This is a genomic window from Alcanivorax nanhaiticus, assembly GCF_000756665.1.
Classification (GTDB): domain Bacteria; phylum Pseudomonadota; class Gammaproteobacteria; order Pseudomonadales; family Alcanivoracaceae; genus Alcanivorax; species Alcanivorax nanhaiticus.
The window spans coordinates 144,528-164,785 of record NZ_ARXV01000002.1 but is presented as its reverse complement, the minus strand read 5'-3'; the positions used below and the strand labels follow the sequence as shown (position 1 = coordinate 164,785).

20 protein-coding genes are annotated in these 20,258 nt (G+C 53.3%); 13 read left to right on the top strand and 7 right to left on the bottom strand.

Annotated features, from left to right (window positions below):
* Positions 1 to 3: 3 nt before the first annotated feature.
* The 10 genes from Y5S_RS02860 to Y5S_RS02815 all read left to right on the top strand — a co-directional run bounded on the left by Y5S_RS02860 (position 4) and on the right by Y5S_RS02815 (position 11,556).
* Entirely contained in the window at positions 4 to 663 is a 660-nt protein-coding gene (locus Y5S_RS02860) for a methyltransferase family protein (RefSeq protein ID WP_035230277.1), read from the top strand.
* Entirely contained in the window at positions 656 to 1,810 is a 1,155-nt protein-coding gene (locus Y5S_RS02855; RefSeq protein ID WP_231552612.1) for a phospholipase D-like domain-containing protein, read from the top strand. Before Y5S_RS02860 ends, Y5S_RS02855 begins: the two co-directional genes overlap by 8 nt.
* Before the next feature lie 14 nt (positions 1,811 to 1,824).
* Positions 1,825 to 4,119, top strand: a complete 2,295-nt coding sequence (locus tag Y5S_RS02850) for a fatty acid cis/trans isomerase (RefSeq protein WP_081939638.1) — start codon at positions 1,825 to 1,827, stop codon at positions 4,117 to 4,119.
* A 35-nt stretch (positions 4,120 to 4,154) separates the two neighbouring features.
* Positions 4,155 to 5,342 carry a cation:proton antiporter gene (locus tag Y5S_RS02845; protein ID WP_035230276.1) on the top strand — a complete coding sequence of 396 codons (1,188 nt, stop codon included), beginning with the start codon at positions 4,155 to 4,157 and terminating at the stop codon, positions 5,340 to 5,342.
* Entirely contained in the window at positions 5,339 to 6,040 is a 702-nt protein-coding gene (locus Y5S_RS02840) for a lycopene cyclase domain-containing protein (protein WP_052041358.1), read from the top strand. Before Y5S_RS02845 ends, Y5S_RS02840 begins: the two co-directional genes overlap by 4 nt.
* A gap of 28 nt (positions 6,041 to 6,068) precedes the next feature.
* Positions 6,069 to 6,515, top strand: a complete 447-nt coding sequence (locus tag Y5S_RS02835) for an ion channel (RefSeq protein WP_027948889.1) — start codon at positions 6,069 to 6,071, stop codon at positions 6,513 to 6,515.
* A 79-nt stretch (positions 6,516 to 6,594) separates the two neighbouring features.
* The gene (locus tag Y5S_RS02830) at positions 6,595 to 7,557 is read left to right on the top strand and encodes an HlyD family secretion protein (protein WP_035230275.1); all 963 of its coding nucleotides are present in this window, start codon (positions 6,595 to 6,597) and stop codon (positions 7,555 to 7,557) included.
* Positions 7,558 to 7,563: 6 nt separating this feature from the next.
* Complete coding sequence (locus Y5S_RS02825) at positions 7,564 to 9,363, top strand: ATP-binding cassette domain-containing protein (RefSeq protein WP_035230274.1); 1,800 nt, start codon at positions 7,564 to 7,566, stop codon at positions 9,361 to 9,363.
* Positions 9,360 to 10,454, top strand: a complete 1,095-nt coding sequence (locus Y5S_RS02820; protein WP_027948886.1) for an ABC transporter permease — start codon at positions 9,360 to 9,362, stop codon at positions 10,452 to 10,454. Before Y5S_RS02825 ends, Y5S_RS02820 begins: the two co-directional genes overlap by 4 nt.
* A gap of 1 nt (position 10,455) precedes the next feature.
* Positions 10,456 to 11,556 (top strand): ABC transporter permease, encoded by a 1,101-nt coding sequence (locus Y5S_RS02815; protein WP_035230273.1) that lies wholly within the window; start codon positions 10,456 to 10,458, stop codon positions 11,554 to 11,556.
* Positions 11,557 to 11,747: 191 nt separating this feature from the next.
* Here the strand turns inward: Y5S_RS02815 and ppk2 are convergent, their stop codons facing one another.
* The 7 genes from ppk2 to Y5S_RS02780 form a co-directional block, all read right to left on the bottom strand.
* Positions 11,748 to 12,491 (bottom strand): polyphosphate kinase 2, encoded by a 744-nt coding sequence (gene ppk2, locus Y5S_RS02810; RefSeq protein WP_035230272.1) that lies wholly within the window; start codon positions 12,489 to 12,491, stop codon positions 11,748 to 11,750.
* Between the two features lie 36 nt (positions 12,492 to 12,527).
* The gene (locus Y5S_RS02805) at positions 12,528 to 13,382 is read right to left on the bottom strand and encodes a DMT family transporter (protein WP_269319427.1); all 855 of its coding nucleotides are present in this window, start codon (positions 13,380 to 13,382) and stop codon (positions 12,528 to 12,530) included.
* 98 nt (positions 13,383 to 13,480) lie between these two features.
* A complete protein-coding gene (locus Y5S_RS02800) occupies positions 13,481 to 13,846 on the bottom strand; it encodes a hypothetical protein (protein WP_035230267.1) in 366 nt (121 codons plus the stop codon).
* Between the two features lie 67 nt (positions 13,847 to 13,913).
* Positions 13,914 to 14,495 carry a c-type cytochrome gene (locus Y5S_RS02795; protein ID WP_035230265.1) on the bottom strand — a complete coding sequence of 194 codons (582 nt, stop codon included), beginning with the start codon at positions 14,493 to 14,495 and terminating at the stop codon, positions 13,914 to 13,916.
* 18 nt (positions 14,496 to 14,513) lie between these two features.
* Positions 14,514 to 14,807 (bottom strand): hypothetical protein, encoded by a 294-nt coding sequence (locus Y5S_RS02790; protein ID WP_035230264.1) that lies wholly within the window; start codon positions 14,805 to 14,807, stop codon positions 14,514 to 14,516.
* Positions 14,808 to 14,859: 52 nt separating this feature from the next.
* On the bottom strand, positions 14,860 to 15,705 hold the full coding sequence (locus Y5S_RS02785; RefSeq protein WP_035230263.1) for a copper resistance protein B: 846 nt from the start codon (positions 15,703 to 15,705) through the stop codon (positions 14,860 to 14,862).
* Positions 15,702 to 17,549, bottom strand: a complete 1,848-nt coding sequence (locus Y5S_RS02780; RefSeq protein WP_035230262.1) for a copper resistance system multicopper oxidase — start codon at positions 17,547 to 17,549, stop codon at positions 15,702 to 15,704. The genes Y5S_RS02785 and Y5S_RS02780 overlap by 4 nt, the downstream gene beginning before the upstream one ends.
* 170 nt (positions 17,550 to 17,719) lie before the next feature.
* On the opposite strand from Y5S_RS02780, the gene Y5S_RS02775 reads away from it, so the two are divergent.
* The 3 genes from Y5S_RS02775 to merR are packed head-to-tail and all read left to right on the top strand — an operon-like array spanning position 17,720 to position 20,256.
* Positions 17,720 to 18,412, top strand: a complete 693-nt coding sequence (locus tag Y5S_RS02775) for a heavy metal response regulator transcription factor (RefSeq protein ID WP_035230261.1) — start codon at positions 17,720 to 17,722, stop codon at positions 18,410 to 18,412.
* Positions 18,399 to 19,856 (top strand): Cu(+)/Ag(+) sensor histidine kinase, encoded by a 1,458-nt coding sequence (locus Y5S_RS02770; protein WP_081939637.1) that lies wholly within the window; start codon positions 18,399 to 18,401, stop codon positions 19,854 to 19,856. Before Y5S_RS02775 ends, Y5S_RS02770 begins: the two co-directional genes overlap by 14 nt.
* Positions 19,834 to 20,256, top strand: coding sequence for an Hg(II)-responsive transcriptional regulator (gene merR / locus Y5S_RS02765; RefSeq protein ID WP_035230259.1), 423 nt, complete (start codon positions 19,834 to 19,836; stop codon positions 20,254 to 20,256). The genes Y5S_RS02770 and merR overlap by 23 nt, the downstream gene beginning before the upstream one ends.
* The last annotated feature ends 2 nt before the right edge of the window (positions 20,257 to 20,258 follow it).

Below are 20,258 nucleotides of genomic sequence, written 5' to 3'. Positions count from 1 at the left end.
AAGATGGAACAAACGATACAACATTCAGGCGCGTGGGCGCTCGCGATCATTATGATCGTGGTGATTTCCTGGTTTTTTTATCGCTATGTGGCACCCAAGTCCTGGCATGAATGGGCCAGTGCGGGCGTGGTGCAGGCATTTATCATCGCCTTATACGCCGAGATGTATGGTTTCCCGTTGACTATTTATTTGCTGTCCCGCTTTTTGGGTCTTGATCGGTACGATCTGAATGCCAGCCTGTGGTCCACCTTATTGGGCATGGGCGAGACGGGTATGATGATTTCGATGATTCTGGGTTATGCGCTGGTGCTACTCGGGATTGGCATTTTTTTCCAGGGCTGGCGGCAGGTGCATCGCGCACGTCAGCAAAACACGCTGGTGACCGATGGGTTGTACCGTTTTGTCCGGCATCCTCAATACACGGGCCTGTTTATCGCGCTGTTTGGCGAGGGTGTGGTGCACTGGCCCACACTGTTTTCTGTGGGGCTTTTCCCGGTGATTGTATTTGCTTATTACATGCTGGCCCGAAAGGAAGAGCGCCAGGTACTGGCGGAATTTGGCGAAACCTATCGCGCCTACCAGCAACGGGTGCCTATGTTTATTCCTCGACGGGAGCAATGGCGAGCGTTTGTCGGCAGTTCCAGTTTGAATTCTGATGATTGAATATTGCACAAGTTTGAACGTGAGGCCGGACGGAACGGAAAACCGATGTGACGGGAACGATTGCACCACATTACCCGATCATGCTGCGGAAACCTTCCAGTTGTTTACCGAGGGCGATGATTTATATGCATCCATGCTTTCGGCGATAGCGGGTGCGAAAGAGAGTATTCGACTGGAATCCTATATATTTGCCGATGACGCGGTAGGCAATCGGTTTTGTCAGGCGCTTATTGAACGGGCACAGGCGGGTATCGCAGTAAAGGTGCATATTGACGCGGCGGGCTCGCTGTTCTGGTTTTCGCGCAAGATGCAAAATCACCTGCGTTGCAACGGTGTGAAATTGCGCTGGTTTCACCGCTGGAGCTGGCGCAGGCCCTGGCGCTATAACCGCCGTAATCATCGCAAGATGCTGATTGTGGATGATCGTGTCGCCTTTCTCGGTGGCTTCAATATACATCAGGAAAATTCCAGGGAGTATTACGGGGATGCGCGCTGGCGTGATACCCATGTGAGTTTTGGCGGCTCACTTGTCGACGTGGCCGTGCAATTGTTTGACGCATTTTGGCAAGGTCGTCTGCGTTGGCAGCCCATGCAAAAGGAAGCGGGCAGCAGACTGCTGCACAATCATACGCTGACCTGTCGCCACCGCTTGCGATGTGTGTACGGCGCGGCATTCGACAAGGCGAAGACGTTTATTTATCTGACCACCCCTTATTTTGTCCCCGATAGTCATACCCTCAGCCAATTGCGTCAGGCCGCTGAGCGTGGCGTGGATGTCAGGCTACTGGTTCCCGGTGAGAGTGACGTGCGTATTGCGCGCTGGGCCGCCCGTCATATTTATGCCTCCTTGCTCGATTCCGGTGTGCGAATTTTTGAGTACCTGCCGCGAATGCTGCACGCAAAAACGGTGGTAGTCGACGACAACTGGTCGATGGTGGGAACGGCCAATCTGGATTACCGCAGTTTATTTATTAACTACGAACTCAATCTGGCAACAGCCGATAGGGGATTGGCCGCCGAACTTAAAGTGCAGTTCCTGCAGGATTTATCGCAGTCGGAAAGCATCGAGTCTCAGGATTGGGAACGGCGCGATGGGGTATCGCGATGGTTGGAGCGGATTGCCATGATGGTTAAACGCTGGCTGTGAACAGGTTGGTGCCAATGATTCCAATACAAACAATATCAATATTGATCGCCGCCTTTCTGTTGATGATCGGCAATGGTTGGGCTGACGCCACCCAATATTCGGAAAGCACCGACGTAAAGCGCATCCTGGATACACGCTGCGTGGTGTGCCATGGCTGTTATGACGCCCCCTGTCAATTAAAACTTGGTGCTTATGAGGGGCTCTTGCGCGGAGCGACCCCTCAAACTGTCTATAACCCCTCCAGGTTCTCGGAAGACGTCACCACAAGGCTGTTTATTGATGGCCGTTCCGTCACCGACTGGCGCAAGCTAGGCTTTCACGAGGTGATTACCGCCACCTCAGCTTCGCCCAAAAATACCGACTATCTGGACGACGCGTTATACAGGCTTGTTACACGCAAACCCGAGAATACCTTTCCCTCCGGAGGAAAATTGCCCACGGACTTTCCGTTGGATATCAACCGTGAATTGTCCTGTGCGGCAACAATCGAAGAAGTTGATAATTTTCTTGCCAAACAGCCGATGGCCGCCATGCCCTATGGCATGGCGCCCTTACCGCGCCAGGAACAACTGCAGTTGGAAAACTGGATAAAGCAGGGCTATCCGGATTTTGATCCACCTCTTGATCTGCCATCCAGTGTGATCGCGCAAGTCGACCAGTGGGAGGCATTTTTCAACGAAAAATCACCCCGGCATAAACTGGTTTCCCGCTATTTGTATGAACATTTGTTTCTGGGGCATTTGGCGATTTCCGATAAGGAGCAAACTTATTACTTTCGGTTGATCCGATCATCGACACCGACGGCTATTGCGCCGAATGAAATCGCGGCTCGTCGACCTAACAGTGACCCTGGGGAAAAGCCGTTTTACTACCGGCTCATTCCTGTCAGGGAAACACTCCTGGATAAAACACATAGCGTTTATCCACTCGATCAGCGTCGTATGGCTCGCTGGAACTCCCTGTTTTTCTACAGTGACTGGAAGGTTTCTGAGTCGGCTGGCTACACCACGAAAAATGCGACCAATCCGTTCTTGACGTTCAGTGCTATTCCCGCCGATGCCCGTTATCGATTTATGCTGGATAACGTCCAATTTTTTGTTGAATCCTTTATCAAAGGTCCGGTCTGTCGCGGGCAGGTCGCGTTGAATGTGATTAACGATTATTTCTTTGTGGCCTTCCTGTCGCCGGAGTATGACTTGTCGGTGGTCGATAACGCCTATCTTTTTAACACAATACCCTTTCTGGATCTCCCGCCGACAAGCGCTGGTCCTCTGGACTTTACCGCGTTGTGGCACGAAGGACTTCATGCCCACCGGCGCTATCTGGAATTCCGTGACAACGCCTATCGATCGCACGAGCTCACCCGGCAGGGCCTACCGATCACAGCCATCTGGAAGGGTGAAAATCAATCAACGCCGGTGCTCACCGTGTTCAGACATTTCGACAGTGCTTCTGTGTCGGAGGGTTTGATTGGCGAGGATCCCAATACCGTTTGGGTCATTGATTACCCGACACTGGAGCGCATTTACTACGACCTGGTGGTGAACTTCGATGTGTTCGGCAGTGTGTCACACCAAATATTGACTCGCATGTACATGGATTATCTGCGCATGGAAAGTGAGGGATTGTTTCTCTCCTTCCTACCCATTGCCGATAGAGAACCCATTCTGAAACGCTGGTATCGGGGGGCGCTGGCACAGGCCAAGGTATTTTACGGCCATTCCAAGTTGTTGATTGATACCCCGGCAGCCATCCGATATGCCGGTCATGATGTCAAAAGCGAACTGGTCGAGATGATCCGTGATCGATCTTCATTCACGCGGGATAAAGCCGTTCCCATCGGTGATCGCGTGCCCAACGCGCTTAAACCTCTGGATCACCTGTCGGCAAAGCAGTCAGCCTGGATACGCAACCTGCCCGAACTGAGTTATTTGGTGATTCATAACGAAGACGGTGAGATTGAGCAGGTGGTGTCGATGATTATCAATAAGGCTCACGCGAATGTGTCATTTATTTTCGGCGAGGAAGATCGTCGTATACCTGATGAAGATATGTTGATGTTGGTGGACGGGGCTATCGGCAGTTATCCGAATTTTATTTTTTGGGTAGAGCGCAGCGAGCTTGATAAATTTACCAGCCAAGCAAACAAAATCACCGACCCGGTGACTATGGATCGATGGGTCGAGCGTTATGGTGTCCGCAGGACAGACCGCCGAATTTGGTTGATCCTGGATAAGCTTCATCACTATCGAGGCCGTATGGGTGGTGGCGAAGGTCTGCTCGATGTGAGTCGTTATGACAATCTTTGAGACAGCAATGAAACCACGCTACAGGGAATTCAGCTTTGTTTTTTAACCTGACATTGTTTTTAACCGCATCACTGTTGATGGTCGCCTGTGATGGGGTGTCTGAGCGATTTAGGTTGCCGCAGGCGGCGGTGGTTATTGTCGTTGGCGTGCTGCTGGGGCCGGCGGGTTTCAGCCTGATTCGGATTGGTGAGGCTGAGCACGTTCTATCGGAACTGGCGGTTATCCTGATCCTGTTCTCAGCGGGTTACGATATTCAATGGTCACATTTTGCCGCTGCAATCAAGCCGGGAATCCTGGTGGGGTTGGCGGGAATAATCTTAAGTCTGCTGTCGGGATTTGCAGCCGCTTATATCGTATCGCAGGACATTGATGAAGCCCTGTATGTGGGTATCGCGTTGTCAGCCACGAGTATCGGACTCAGTGTCGCCCTGATGCATCATGCTGCGGTGCTTGAGAGCAAGGTGGGCCAAATATTATTGGCGGCAGCGATCGTCGATGACATTTTGGTGTTGTATTTGTTATCTGCCACCCATGCGGGGCTGAGCAGTGACAATGGTCTGGGCCTCATCTTGTTTTCGCTGTTAATGAGTTTGCTCGTCTTGTCCGGACTCAGTGTTCTTCTGTGGCTGTTGAATACCTTGCTGGTGCGCTCATCGCTAAGACGACTAACACTTTTGCGCAGGGTTTTTGCTGTTTTGACGGCGCTGCTGGCTGCATGGGTGACGGCAAGTTTTGAACTCTCACCGGTGGTCGGTGGTTTTGCGGCGGGTGCGGTTGCCGCCGTATTTAAAACGCGATTCGCACAATCAACAAAAGCGGCCAAAACAACGGACAGTGAATTTTTTGCCAGCGTCAGCAGGTTTTTTTCGCCGCTGTTTTTTTTGGCCATCGGTATGCAGATTACGGAGCTCGCTCTGGCGGACGATGAGTTGATTGGGTACGTGCTATTGGTCATCGCGGCGGCGGTTATCGGTAAGTTGCTTGCGCCCTGGGTAATGGGTTCTTTCCTGTCACTGCGTGAACGATGGTTGCTTGGGTTTGCGCTATTGCCTCGGGCAGAGGTTGCGCTGGTTGTTGCCAGTGTAGGGCTTCAACAAGGGCATTTGTCCCACCACGCCATGATCGCGCTGGTACTGATGACGCTGGCGACCGCCATTATCGCCTCCAGTGTCATACCGGTGCTGGCGAATCATCTCGATCCCCGGAGTGAAAACGGTCAATGATGGATATGCAATACACTTACTTCGTCTGGAGTCTTATTCTGTTGCTGATTTGGCTGGTCGTTTTTATTGTGCAAAAGAGCCAGCATGTAAAGATGATGACGATGAGTATCGGGACGGCACCGCTGGGACTGTCTGAACCGCTGTTTTACCCGGACTATTGGTTTCCACCGACCTTGTTTCGTTTGGGCGAAGCCACTGGCTTCGATATCGAAAGCCTGATTTTTTCCTTCGCGGTGGGTGGTTTGGCAAGTAGTCTCTTTGGGGTGTCGGATAAATACGTGCTCAAGCCGCTGGCTGATTGCGAGAAATCCAGCAGGCGTCATCGCTACCATAAATTCTTGCTCAGCTCGCCGGTGTGGCTGTTTCTCGGGCTTGAGGGACTTACCACATGGAATGCCATCTATACCGCCTCGTTGAGTTTGCTGGGAGGTGCAATGACAACGATAGTTTGCCGGCCGGATTTGTTATCGCAGGCAATAAAAGGTGCCCTGATGTTTACGGGATTGTATTTTCTGTTTTTTAGCGCCATGGCGGCCTCACATCCGGGTTTTGTGGCGCTGTATTGGAATCATGCCAATATCAGCGGTATACAGGTTGCCGGGATTCCGGTAGAGGAGTTGTTATTTGCCTTTTCCCTTGGCGCAATGTGGAGCGCGTTTTATGAACACCGACACTGGTTGCGTGTAAAAACATCCTAACCCTGGTTATTTTCGATAAGGTAATGTGATGGTTCTGATAATTTTATTTCCTTTTCTACTGGTATTAACCGTGACGGTGCATTATGGGTTTTTGACGCGGTTGATGGCTATATTGGATACCGGATGGGCGCAGTCGATTAAATTGATTGCCATCATTTGCGGATTGTTTGTTGCCCATGTCGTCGAAGTAGTGGTTTATGCCTTTGTTTATTATTTTGCGCATCTTATTCCGGGGTTTGGCGAACTGCCGGGCTCCAGCTTCGAAGACTGGATCAATACCCTGTATTTTTCATTTGTTGCCTACAGCTCGCTGGGTGCCGGCGATTTGTCGGCCTCGGGATGGTTTAAAATTCTCTATGGGCTGGAGGCCATTAACGGACTGGTGCTGATCACCTGGTCGGCCTCTTTTTCGTTGCTGGCGATGAACCGGATGAAATTTTGTCAGCCCTGTTCAGAGAGCGATTCCATAGAGTGAGAATTAGCATGGTGGTCTATGGCGCCCTGATACGAGGGCTATTGCTCGACTGAGTTGATGTGCGAACCAAGGAAAAAAGATGAAAAATCCATCCTGGATCTGGTCGTTAGCGGTGATAGTCCTGGTTGCCGTTGTTTCTTACGGGCTCTTTTGGCTCACCCAGGGTAAACCGCTACCCGAGGGCTTCGTTTATGGTAACGGGTATATCGAGGGGCGTGATGTAAAGCTTGCCGCTGAACGCGGTGGCCGGGTGCTGCGACATCGCCTGTTGGAAGGCGAAGCGGTCTCTACGGGTGACGTACTTGTCGAGATCGATCCGGTGGATGCCGACGAACAGATCCGTGGTGCCCAGGGCGAACTTGAGTCACTTAAGGAGAACATCGCCGTAATTGACAGTGAACGTGATACCTGGCGCCACCACGCCGCGACTGCAAAGCGCCAATTGGAACGTGTACGCGCCCTGCAGACAAAGAAACTGGGTACGCAGCAGGATGTCGATACGGCAGAAAATGCTGTTAAAGAAGCAATGGGGCGCTTGCAGGCGTTGCAGAAGCAGCGCGACGCGCTCAACGCACAGATGGAAGCCGCTGGTGCTACGTTGGCGTTGGCCGAATCCCAACGCAACAAACTGGAGGTGGCAGCCCCCTTGTCGGGCACGGTGTTGATTCGTGCAGTGGAGACCGGCGAGGTGGTCGCCGCCGGCCAGCCGCTGGCGTTGATTGTCGATCTCAACCGTCTGGAGTTGAAAGTCTATGTCTCCGCCAACCACCTGAACCGCCTGCACCTGGGTGATGAGGCGCGTATTCGCGTCGATGGTGTCGATCGAGAGTTTGTCGCCAATGTCAGCCGTATTGATGATTTTGCTCAATTCACCCCGCGGGATGTACATATGCCGGATGAGCGCCAGCGCATGGTTTACGGGGTTACCCTGGCACTGGACAATCCTGATGGCCTGTTGAAACCGGGGATGCCGGCCGATGCCTGGATTCGCTGGGACGCCACCCAACAATGGCCGGCTTCGCTACCGGTTCCGGCAAGTTGATACAACATGCCTGACGCCATTGTTGAACAGCCCCAGGCACTTATCTTACAGACTGAACAACTTTCGCGGCGGTTCGGGGAGACGGTTGCAGTGGGTGATATCAGCTTTGCCGTGCGACGGGGAGAGCGTGTCGGTGTCGTCGGCGCAGACGGTGCCGGGAAAACCACGCTGTTGCAAATGCTGGCGGGCATCCTCGACCCCAGCAGCGGTGACTGTCGGGTGTTTGGCCTTGATACACGCCGCGAGTCCAAAATCATTGCCGCTCGCATCGGCTATATGTCGCAGGGCTTTACCCTCTATGATCGCTTGAGCGTGGATGAAAACCTCGCGTTTTCCGCTCGCATCCGCGACGTACCTCAAGATCAATACCTTGCGCGACGCAACAGCTTGCTACAGATGGCCGGCCTCACGACCTTTACGCAGCGGCCGGCGGGCAAGCTTTCCGGTGGCATGCGCAAAAAGCTCTCCCTTTGTACCAACCTGATTCATGAGCCTGAACTGCTCATTCTGGACGAGCCGGGTCTGGGCGTCGATCCACTGTCGCGTCGCCAGTTATGGGAAATGCTGGATCGTTTTCAGCAGCGGCAAGTCACCAGCGTTATTGCGACTTCCTATATGGATGAGGCCATGCGCTGCGACCGTGTGGTTCTGTTGCGGGAAGGTCAAGTGCTGGCGGATGGGACACCCGGGGCACTGCTGGAACAGCTCAGGGGGCGGGTGTTCAGTGTAACATTTTCGACATCGCCCGAGCCGCTTGACGATGTCTCGGTAAAGCTGCGTCGACTGCAAGGGATGCGCGCCATACAGCGGCTGCCGGATCGTCTGCGCTGCGTCACTGATGCCGACGATTTCAAACAACTAGCCATGCGCGAGCTGCCAGCCAATACCGTGGTTACGCCAGCTGAACCACAGCTTGAAGATCTGTTCGTGCTGGATAGCCGTACGGAGGTTGAAATGGACTGTGTTGAACCACCTGCTATGGGGAATGGTGAACAGGCCAGTAGATTCCCTGTAGAAGCAGCCAAACTTGATGCGGATAAAGATCGCAACGGCGTGCAAACGCAAAACCTCAGTATCCGTTTTGGCGAATTCACCGCCGTCGATCGCATTAATCTGACGATTGAGAGAGGGGAGTTGCTGGCGCTGTTGGGACCCAACGGCGCGGGCAAAACCACGTTGATCCGGGCCATCTGTGGTCTGACGGCAATTGCCGAGGGCGGGGCGGTTGTCGGTGGCGAAGCAGTGAGTTTGAAAAATCGCAATCTGCGACGGCAAATCGGCTATATGTCGCAAAAATTTTCGCTCTATCTGGATATGACGGCGGGGGAGAATCTGGCGTTTTTTGCCAACCTCTACGGATTGTCGGGCAATACCGCGCGTGCCGCCGTGGCATGGGCCAGTGCAGTAACAGGGTTGACGGTGCCTCTTCGGACCATGGTCGGGGATTTGTCCGGCGCCATCCGACAGCGGCTGGCGCTCGCTGGCAGTATTCTGCATCGGCCGGCAGTACTGTTTCTCGATGAACCGACATCCGGTATTGACCCCGCCTCGCGCTACCGCTTTTGGGAGGTCATCCGGGTATTGGCGTCACAAGGCATGACCGTGGCCGTGACCACCCATTATCTTGACGAAGCCGCTTACTGCGATCGATTGGCGCTGATGATGAACGGTCGCCTGATCGCACATGGTAGCCGCGATGCACTCATTGAATCTCTCGCCTTGTCGCCCGATACCGATATGGAAACGCTTTTTCTCACCGCAGTTGCACGGGCCGATAGCGCATCATTGAGCGAAGGTGAGGGATGAACGCGCGTCGCATTGTTGCCTTGCTGCTCAAGGAAACTCGGGAACTGGTGCGGGACCCAGTGACGCTGGCGCTGGCCGTGGTGATGCCGCTGGTCATGCTTTTTTTGTTTGGCTATGCCATCAATATGGATGTTGATGAGCTGGCGTTGGGTCTTTACGATCAGGACAATACGCCTGCCAGTCGTGCGCTGGTGGCGCGCTTTGCTGGTTCTCCCTATTTCGACATCATCGAATACCGTCACAATACTCGCGACCTTGACCGCAGCCTGCAGCAATCCCGTATCCGCGCAGGCATTGTGATTCCTCCCGGTTTTGGCCGGGCGCTGCTAAGGGATCAGCCGGCGCCGGTGCAGGTGATCGTCGATGGCGGCTATCCAATGGTTGCCGGGTTGGGGATGGCGTATATCGACGCCGTCATCGCTTATTTTCCCGCGCCGCGGCCCGAGCCCGTTGAGATGCAGACCCGCGTTTGGTACAACCCGTCCCTGAACAGTATCAACTTTGTCATTCCCGGGTTGTTTGCGGTGATTTTGATGGCTTTTCCGCCGTTGCTGACCACCTTGGCCATCGTCAGGGAAAAAGAAACAGGCACCGTGGAACAGATTTATGCCTCGCCATTGCGCTCCGCTGAGTATGTGTTGGGAAAGCTGCTGCCCTATGCCCTGGTGGCTTTTCTCGAAATCCTGATGGTCATCCTGGTCGGCTTTGTCTGGTTCGAGATTCCTATCGCCGGTAGCCTGCCGTTGTTGTTTGTCGCCTCACTGGTTTATGTGTTTACCACGGTGGGCATCGGGTTGCTGGTTTCGTCCCTGGCGCGAACGCAGCTTGCCGCCATGCTGATTACCCTGATCGTCACCCTGATGCCGTCTTTCCTGTTTTCCGGATTTTTGTTCCCCATTTTTACAATGCCTTACAGCCTGCAGCTCTACAGTCGGTTATTCCCCGCCGGTTATTTTATGGAGGTGTCGCGAGGGATTTTATTAAAAGGGCTGGGTGTTGAGGCAGTGTTGCCCAATCTGCTGCTGTTGATAGGGTACACCCTGGTGGTATTCGTGTTTGCTGTCTGGCGTATGAAGCAGAAGGTGGCCTGATATGTCCATAGCGATGATTGGCCTGCTGCGCAAGGAAGTTATCCAGTTTTTTCGCGATCGAGTGATCCTGGTGTTGATTTTGTGGTTATACACCGTCGAAGCGGTGTTTTGCACCCTCGCGCTTAGCTTTGACGTGGAAGATGTGCCGCTGGCCATTGTTGACCAGGACCGCAGTACTATCAGTCGCGAGTTGGTGCAAAAATTTGCCCTGAGTGAATCCTTTGACCTTCAGTATCAGGAAAGCGCGGTATCGGTTGCGGAAACGCACTTAGCGCACGGCAAGGTGACTGCCATCCTCGTGATACCGCCGGGATTTGAGCGGTCGATTCGTTCCAGTGAGCAGACGACACTACAATTGTTATTGGACGGCACCGATTCCAATATTGCCGCTAACTCGCTGTATAACGCGAGAGGTGTTCTTGCCAGGCTGGTCCGCGAACAACTGCCGTTTGCAGCGAACACCGGTGCAATCGCGGTGACACGCGTCTGGTACAATCCGCAACTGACCACATCGAGCTTCATGGTACTGTCGATGATTGCCCTGGCCGGTATGATGGTGGGCGTCATTCATCCCGCCGCCTCGATTGTGCGTGAGAAGGAACGTGGTACCCTAGAGCAACTGTTAGTTGCGCCGATTTCCACGTTCCAGCTGTTCCTCGCCAAAATTGCCCCGACCATGATCATAGGCCTATTGGCCGTGTTTCCCAGCCTGTTGATTGTGCGTGCCTTTGACGTGCCAATGCGTGGCAGCCTCGCGTTGTTTCTGATCCTTACGGGATTCTTCCTGCTCAGTGCCGTTGCTCTTGGGGTGCTGATCGCCGCCTATAGCCGAACCCTGCAACAAGCCCTGTTATTGTCTTTTTTTGGGTTGTTTCCGGTGATGTTCCTATCGGGTACCCTGACGCCCGTGGAGGCGATGCCAGACGTTCTCCAGGCGTTATCCCGCCTGAGTCCGTTGCGCTATTACATGGATATTATTATCGGTGTGTTTTTAAAAGGTGTCGGCTGGAGGGATCTGTGGGATGAAAGCTTATGCCTGATCGCCATCGCAATTCCAATGTTGATTTTGTCATTGGGTATATTTCGACGTCGGTTGCAGTAACAATTCCCGAAGCTCCTTTAATATTCTAGCGAGTAATGAAATCCTCATGTGTGGCCAATTGGTGATGTATTTTTCCGATACCAACTATTTTTGACTTCTATGATGCTGGTTATGGCTCGGTAGTGGCGGCAGTAACTGACCACTACAAGTTAAGCTTTAGGCTTGAGATCTTCTGTTTCATTCTCGATAAATTACCTGCTAAATTGGAATACGACTTTAGCATCTGCTTTCGTCAAATGTTGATCTTTGTCAGGGCAATCAACAATAGACAATAAATGCCGTATGACATTCAAGCGGGCGCGCCTTTTGTTATCGGCTTTGACAATATACCAGGGGGCATGCTCGCTATGGCTGTGTTGTAACATGTCGTCGCGGGCGGCCGAGTAATCATCCCAATGTTTGATAGCGGTATCGTCGATAGGGCTGATTTTCCATTGTTTCAGGGGGTTTACTCTTCGATCCTCCAGTCTCCGTTTCTGTTCCTCTTTCGATATGTCGAGATAGTATTTAATGATTTGTATGCCGGAATCACAGAGCATTTTTTCGAAAGGGACGACTGTTTTTTGAAACTGATCGTATTCCGCTTCTGTACAAAACTGCATAACTTTTTCGACGCCTGCACGGTTATACCAGCTGCGATTCATGAGTACCATTTCCTGGCGGCTCGGCAAAAAGGCTGCATAGCGTTGGAAGTACCAGCTGTTGATATCTTTCTCTGAGGGTTTACCCAACGCGACCACTCGCGTCTCTCGCGGACTTAAATGTTCGGTGATCCGCTTTATCACGCCGTCTTTACCAGCTGCATCCCTTCCCTCGAAAATGACCAGTAGCTGCAGATCGTTCTTGATAATGTGGCGCTGCAACCTGACGAGCTGAATTTGCAGATTTTTAAGCTGTGTTTTATAGGGCTGTTTTGTCTTCGCTGATTTAGTCATGGTTTTACCTTAGGAATCAACTGTTCTTAATTTCACTCATGCTTCCGGCTTTCTGGACAACGAGGTCACCATGGGAATTGCTCCTATAATCAGAAGTATGCCCAGCCACTGAACCGGCGATAGCGTTTCAGAAAAATAGGCGTAGCCGAAATACAATCCAAACACGGGTGTTAAAAAACTATAGACATTGAGTTTGTAAAGCGGTGCCTTGTCCATTAGCCAAAACCACACAATAAACGGTAGTGCCGTACCGGGTATTGCCAGTGTGAGTAATATCCAGGTGTACTCCCAGTTCAAATTCAGGGATGGCAAGGGGGCTTGAAGCAACATCAACAAGCCCAAGGGTATTGATCCCAGTAGTAATTGGAAACCCATGGCGAAAAGAATATCGATGCTGTTGGCTGCTTTCTTCAACAGGATATTGCTGCTTGCTATCCCTGTAGCCGCTATGACAACAAAAACAACACCGCTTAATGGTTGGCTCTCCTTTGCCAGCAGGCTTTCCGCGCTGATGACCACGATGCCGGCAAATCCGAGTAGTGTGCCCAGTAATGCCTGTTTTCCGATGCGCTCGTTTAAAAGGTGCCAGCCAAGAATACCGGCAATCAGTGGTTGCGTATTGGTGAGCACGGTTGCCAGGCCAGGTGTAATTAAACTGCCCGCGTAGAACATGCCCCAGAAGCCAATACTGGTCGCTGTGATACCAATAGCCAGGATGTAACCGTACTCTTTAATGCCTTTGGGAGCAGGTCGACCCAAAAGAACAGCGATAAGAATCAAAGTACAGCCTGCCATCGCTGCTCTGATAAATGCGGTTAGCATAATTGGCGCATAGGGCAGGCTGAGAGTGATGAGTGGGTAGCAAATAGCCCATAACGCCATGGTTAGAATGGCGCCGAGGGCAACAGGTGAAAAAAGACGGTTCGATTTGTTAGCGATAACTCCTGACTCCCTTATTGGCGCTGTAGTTACTCAAGAAGCGCGATGTTTCACTGATTGAGCAAGGTATCAGTTTGCGTTAGCACTTTTTTGAGCTGTACCAAGGTGTCGTCAACGCTTTCCATATAGTCGAATTTGTATTTGCTCATCTTTTCCTTGATATGAGGGTAGTCGCTGGCCATCAAGTTTCTCAGGGTGAGCATTTTGCTTTCGAGAGCGCTGATCTGATCTTGCAAATTCTGTATTTTTTCTTCAGTCTGCTGAGATTGTTTAAATTCGACCTGCCGTTTGATGACGGTTTGATCGTATTTGGCGATGTCGTCCACCGGGTTGTGTGACGAGTGGGCGGTGGCGATTACAGGCAGTAAGACTAGGCCTGCCATTATGGGTTTTAACGCGATTTTCAACGTGTGCAAATGTCTCTCCTCGTACTGTTTGATGGTTGCGGGGTGATCTCAGCGCAGGAAGCCCTGAGATACTGCGTCAGTGACCGTGTCCCTCCGAGTCTTGCCCGCGCGCGGTGAGTATCTGGTATTGGTCGGGAGACAATTCCGGCAATCGCTTCAGGAACGCCACCATGTTCCAGATACGTTCATCGTCATGCCCCGGTCCCCAGGCGGGCATGCCCGAAGCCTTGATGCCGTGTTTAATAATCCAGAATTGTCGCTTAATGGCCTCGTCGTCATTTTCGGTGTCGCCGGTATGTTCGTGCCCATGTTCATCGCCGGCTAGAGTTAGATTAGGGGGAGCGGGATACAGTCCCAGGGTGAAATCACTTTCGGTTTTGCCCGGCTTCAAATGGCACCCCGCACACATATCATTGTAGTCGGCGCCACCCGCCAGTAACCGCTCCGGTGCGTTTAGGTCGCCAGGAACCTTAATGTCACTGGCAGCACGTGCAACTGAACGTTCACGCAAGGTTTCCAGCAGCCAGTAGGTCAGCCGATTGTGTGGTACATCGGCTCCCATGGGGTAGAGACCTGAATAGAGAAACAGCCCACCACCCACCAGCGCGAAGACAGCGGTAATGACCAGACTCTTGATAAAGGTGGTGAGCGCCGACATGAAAACTCCTTGGGTTGATCAGTGTTGGTGTTCTGAATGTTGCTCGCCTGAGCTTTTTTCGTTGTCCTGATGATCAGCCTGCGCTTGATCCTTTTCAGAGTCGTTATTATGCGTGTCATTCATGCATTGTTTCATCATGGCTTGCATCACAGGATCATTCATATCCATCTTGCTGTGATCCATATTTTTCATGGCTGCACAATCCGGCTTTTCAGCGTCTTTCATATGCTCTTTAGGATCATGGGCCTGTGCAGATAAAGCGATGCCCAGTGTGGAGAACACGATGACAGTGGCTAGTGTTTTCATATTCATAAAGGTGTTCCTCATAGGTGTTTAAAAAGTTTCTATATCAACTTGGTGATTGTTAAAACCAGAATCGCAGTCCCGCGACGAATTGGGTGCCTGACGTATCTTGGCCTGCCGCGCGGCGGTAATCGGCTGTGTCGCCATAGGTGTCTGTCCATTCCACACCGATGTAGGGCGCAAATTGGCGGCTGAATTCGTAGCGCAGGCGCAAGCCGACCGCGAGATATGAGAGGCCTGACCCCAAACCATTATCAGCATCATCCTTACCATATAGATTCAGTTCCGCACGGGGCTGCAAGATGAGTCGCTGTGTCAGCAGCAACTCGTACTCGGATTCGGCGGAGAGCGCGGTTCGACCGTCGTCGCCCACATAGGCAGTCACATCCACCTCGAACCAGTAGGGCGCCAGGCCTTGTACACCGAATGCCAACCACTGACGGTCCTTGCCTTCGTTAAACTGGTCGAGTCGAACACCGAGCTGGGTGTCGAAAAAGGCGTTAAATGCATGTCCCCACAACAGGTCGGTTGAGCTCTCTTCCAGCGTGCCGTCTGCGATATCACCCTCCGCTTTGATGACAAAGCGGTCGTAGGTGGTGCCATACCAGGCCTGGACATCGTAAACCGTGCTATCGCTATCTTCCTGATACTCCAGGCGATCACCCAGAATGGACCAGAAAGCGTGTTCGTCCGCCAGTTTCAGTTGCCGTGACCCCGGCTGTGCATAGGGCCCTTCGGTCAAGGTGTAACCGTCGGAATAAGCATGGGGATCGCGGGCATCGGCAGGAGCGCTGCCGCCCTGCATTTGCATTTCGCTGTGATCCATTTGCGCCAGTACGGTATTCACCGGAAAAGCACCGACAGTAAAAGCCAGAATAGTCAGGGGTTTTATCGCAATCAGCCTCATGACACCACCACCTCGCGGAACATGCCCGCATCCATATGAAACAGCAAATGGCAATGCCAGGCCCAACGACCCAAATCGTGAGGTGTAGTCAGGTAGCTGATGCGTTGAGCCGGTTGCACTGGAATGGTATGGCGGCGAACCCGCAATTCGCCCTGGGCAGTTTCTAGTTCGCTCCACATACCGTGTAAGTGCATGGGGTGGGTCATCATGGTGTCGTTTTGTAGAATGATTCTAACGCGCTCATTGTGGCGCAGGGAGACCGGTGTGCTTTTGCCGAACTCCAGTCCGTCAAAGGACCAGCTATAGCGTTCCATATTGCCGGTGAGGTGTAGTTCCAGCTCCCTCGCTGGCGGGCGGCGGTCATCCAGTACACCGTCGATGGATTTCAGGTCGGCCAGCGTCAGCACGCGGTGTCCCTGTGGGCGCAGCCCACGCTGGCTTAAGTTGCGCAGGCCAATACCGGGGTCGTCGAGATTGGTACTTGGCGTATCCACCCGTTGGTCAACCGAAGCCCCGTATTCGGTTCGGGCGTGGTGTATGGTAGATGAAGGTTTGCCAAGCGGGTTCTCAGAACCCTGCTGCATGCCGTGCATACTGTGGTCCATGGCCATACCGCCGGACATTTGGGAATGATCCATCTTGGTTTGGCCCATGGAGTCCATTTTCATCATGTCGTGGCCCATGGCGCCACCACCCATTGCTCCCATCATATCCTTCATGGTTAACCACTCGGGCGAATCGGGTTCTGGCACAGGCGCTGTTAAACCTTGCCGCACACTCAGGGTGCCGCGGGCGTAACCGCTGCGTTCCATGCTCTGGGCGAAGATCGTATAAGCGTCGTCCTGTGGCTCGACCATGACATCGTAGGTTTCGCCGGGGCCAAAGCGGAATTCATCCACAGTGACCGGCTCGACATCCTGGCCATCTGCCTGGATCACCGTTAACTTCAAACCGGGAATGCGAACATCATAAAAGCTATTGCTGGCGGCATTGATAAACCGCAGCCGTACGCGATCACCGCGCTGGAACAACCCGCTCCAATTGCCCGCCGGGGTGGTGCCATTCATTAGGAAGGTGAGGGTGGCCGCCGACAGGTCCGCCAGATCGGTCGGGTTCATCCGCATCTGGTTCCACATCTGGCGCTTTTCCAGGGCTGCCTGTAAGCCCATCTTTGAAACATCGGCTGTGAAATCGAAAAAGGTGGGCTGATTGAAGTTGTAGACATCGCTTTGTACTTTCAGCTTGCTGAAGGTATGCATTGGATCTTCGTCGGTCCAGTCGGACAGCTGCACCACATAATCCTGGTCGGCACGGTGTCTTTCGCCTGCCCGCGGCTCAATGATCAGGGCGCCGTACATCCCGGTCATCTCCTGAAAGCCGGAGTGACTGTGGTACCAATAGGTGCCGCTCTGGCGGAGGGTAAAGCGGTAAACAAAGGTTTCTCCCGGTGCGATGCCTGGGTAGCTGATCCCCGGCACACCATCCATTTGATAGGGCAGCAGAATACCGTGCCAGTGAATAGAGGTGGCGACCGGCAGGCGGTTGGTGACGCGGATGGTGACGTCATCGCCCTCACGCAGCCGTAACGTCGGTGCCGGGATGGAACCGTTAATAGTGGTGGCCATACGAGTGACGCCAGTGAAATTGACGGGTGTTTCGGCGATCACCAAATCGATTTCTCGGCCGCTGAGTACCGGTGCCGAGCCCAGCGCGGTCGCGCCTTTTACGGCCGCCTGCAACCAGGACGGTGTGGCGGCCAGCACGCCACCGGCTGCCAGGCCCTGCACGAAGCGGCGGCGACTAAGTTGCCAGGGCTGTTTGGGTCGGGGAAACCATGGGGTCATGAGTCAATCTCTTTTCGAATAAACGATGGTTGTCCGCATACTAGCGAGCCGAGCCTGTCACCCGCATGACTTCAAAATGACAAAGTTGTAATCTGGTCGTCATCTTCTTGTGGGTTAGCCAGGTTTAGGCTGTTTCCAAACCCATTCTGAACATACGGAGCAAGGCAACGATGCGGCTATTGGTGGTCGAAGACGAAATCAAGACCGGCGATTATTTACAGCAGGGACTGACCGAGTCGGGCTTTCTGGTCACGTTAGTGCGCAATGGCCTCGACGGCCATCATTTGGCGATGACAGAGATCTTTGATTTGCTGGTGCTGGATGTCATGTTGCCGGACGTCGACGGCTGGCGGATCGTGCAGTCATTGCGCGAGGCTGGCCGCCAGACACCGGTGCTGTTCCTGACCGCCCGCGACAGTGTGGATGACCGTGTTAAGGGCCTTGAATTGGGGGCCGACGATTACCTGGTCAAGCCCTTCGCCTTTGCCGAGCTGCTGGCTCGGGTGCGCACCCTGTTGCGCCGCAGTACGGTGCCGGTGATGACCGACCAGATCAGAGTCGCCGACCTCACCCTGGATTTGCCGCGTCACCGGGCCACGCGCGCCGGCCGCAAGATCAATCTCAGCCATAAGGAATTTTGCCTGCTGGAGCTGTTGGTCCGGCGGCAGGGTGAAGTACTGCCGCGCTCCTTGATCGCCTCCCAGGTGTGGGACATGAACTTTGATTCCGACACCAATGTCATTGATGTGGCCATACGTCGCCTAAGGGCAAAAATTGATGACGATTATGAGCCCAAGCTGATTCACACCGTGCGTGGCATGGGTTACAAGCTGGAGGTTGAAGACGACCATGACGAAAGTTAGCCTCGCCCGGAGACGACCGCTGTCACTCAACAGCCGGGTGATGTTGTTTGTCGCGATCGCCATCAGCCTGAGTCTGCTGATGATCGGCCATCTGGTGCAAAAGGAGGTGGAGCGCCATTTTGCTGAACAGGATGCCGACGAATTGGTGGTGATTACCCGTGCAGTTGAGAAGGCCCTGCAAACGGCGAAGGATCAGGGTCTGGCTCCGGAGGACGCCCTTGCGCGAGCTGTGTCTGGCCATCACGGCGTCTATTTTCAAGTTTGGGATGATGCTGGACGTTTGGTCTATAGTTCCGTGGACACCGGATCTTTGCCACAGGCGAACACCTATGCCCCTGTGGCCCGCATCCAGGTAGACAATCTGTACACGTGGCAATCTGATGGCAAAACCTACCGTGGCACTGCCACCCATACCCGCATCGCGGGCCAGGATTATCGCATCGTTGCGGCCATCGATATGGATTTCCACATCCACTTTCTGGAAAATTTTCGTCGCAGTTTGTGGATGATCATGGTGGCGGCAGGGGCCATCACTCTCCTGGCGGCTTGGTATGGCGTGCATCAGGGGCATGCCCCAATACGTACTCTCAGTGAGTCTATGGGTAATGTCCAGGCGGATCGGCTGCATGTGCGTCTCGATCCCGATACCGTGCCGGGGGAGCTGAAAACGCTGGTTGATTCGTTCAACCATATGATTGGGCGATTGGAGGACAGTTTTGTTCGACTTTCTCATTTCTCTGCTGATATCGCCCATGAATTGCGCACACCGCTAACCAACCTGATTACCCAGACCCAGGTGGGTTTGGGTAAGTCCAGAAGCCTGGAAGAATATCGCGAACTGCTATATTCAAACCTGGAAGAACAGGAGCGCCTGACCAAGATGGTCAATAACATGCTCTGGCTGGCCCAAAGCGAACACGGTCTGCTCAAGCCCGTCTGGGACCCGCTGGATCTGGCTTGTGAAGTGCGCGAGCTGTTCGATTTTTTCGAGGCGCTGGCGGAGGAAAAACACATCGAATTGGTATTGGAGGGAAAGGCGCCGATCATACAGGGTGACCGCGCCATGCTGAGGCGCGCGTTATCTAATCTGCTGTCCAATGCCCTACGTCATGCGCCCGCGGGGGCAAGTGTGCTGATCCGGCTGGATTCATCGGGTGAGGGTAGGGCGTTACTAAGCGTACAAAATCCGGGGCCGGAAATTCCAGCCGAGCATTTGCCCAGAATTTTCGACCGGTTTTACCGGATCGATCCCTCCCGACAACGGCAAAGCGAAGGCGCTGGTTTGGGACTGGCTATCGTCAAGTCCATAGTCGAAGCTCATGAGGGAAACATCGAGGTGATCTCCGAACGCGGCGTCACGCGCTTCACGATCAACTTACCCAGAGCAGCCGATGCAGAGGTAACTGTTATGGGAGAAAGTGATGAGTCAACTGACCATCGGTAAACTGGCGCAAGCAGCACAGGTCAGTGTCGAAACCATCCGTTATTACGAACGTCGCCAGCTTATCGAGCAACCGCCAAAACCAGCACAGGGATACCGACGTTACCCAAAAACTACCCTGGCGCGGGTCTTGTTCATCAAACGCGCCCAGGAACTGGGATTCACTTTGGAAGAAATCGATAATCTGTTGGCGCTTGGAGAATCGCATTGCGAAGAGGTACAAGGCCTGGCTGAAGGTAAGCTGGCCGAGGTGCGGGCGAAAATTAACGACCTGCACCGATTGGAGCAAGTCCTGGAGCATTTATTGATTCAGTGCCGCACCAATCCCGATAATGCGGTTTGCCCCATTGTGGAATCCTTGCAACCCCCTTTCGAGCAATCACAAATGGGCGATCAATCATAAAT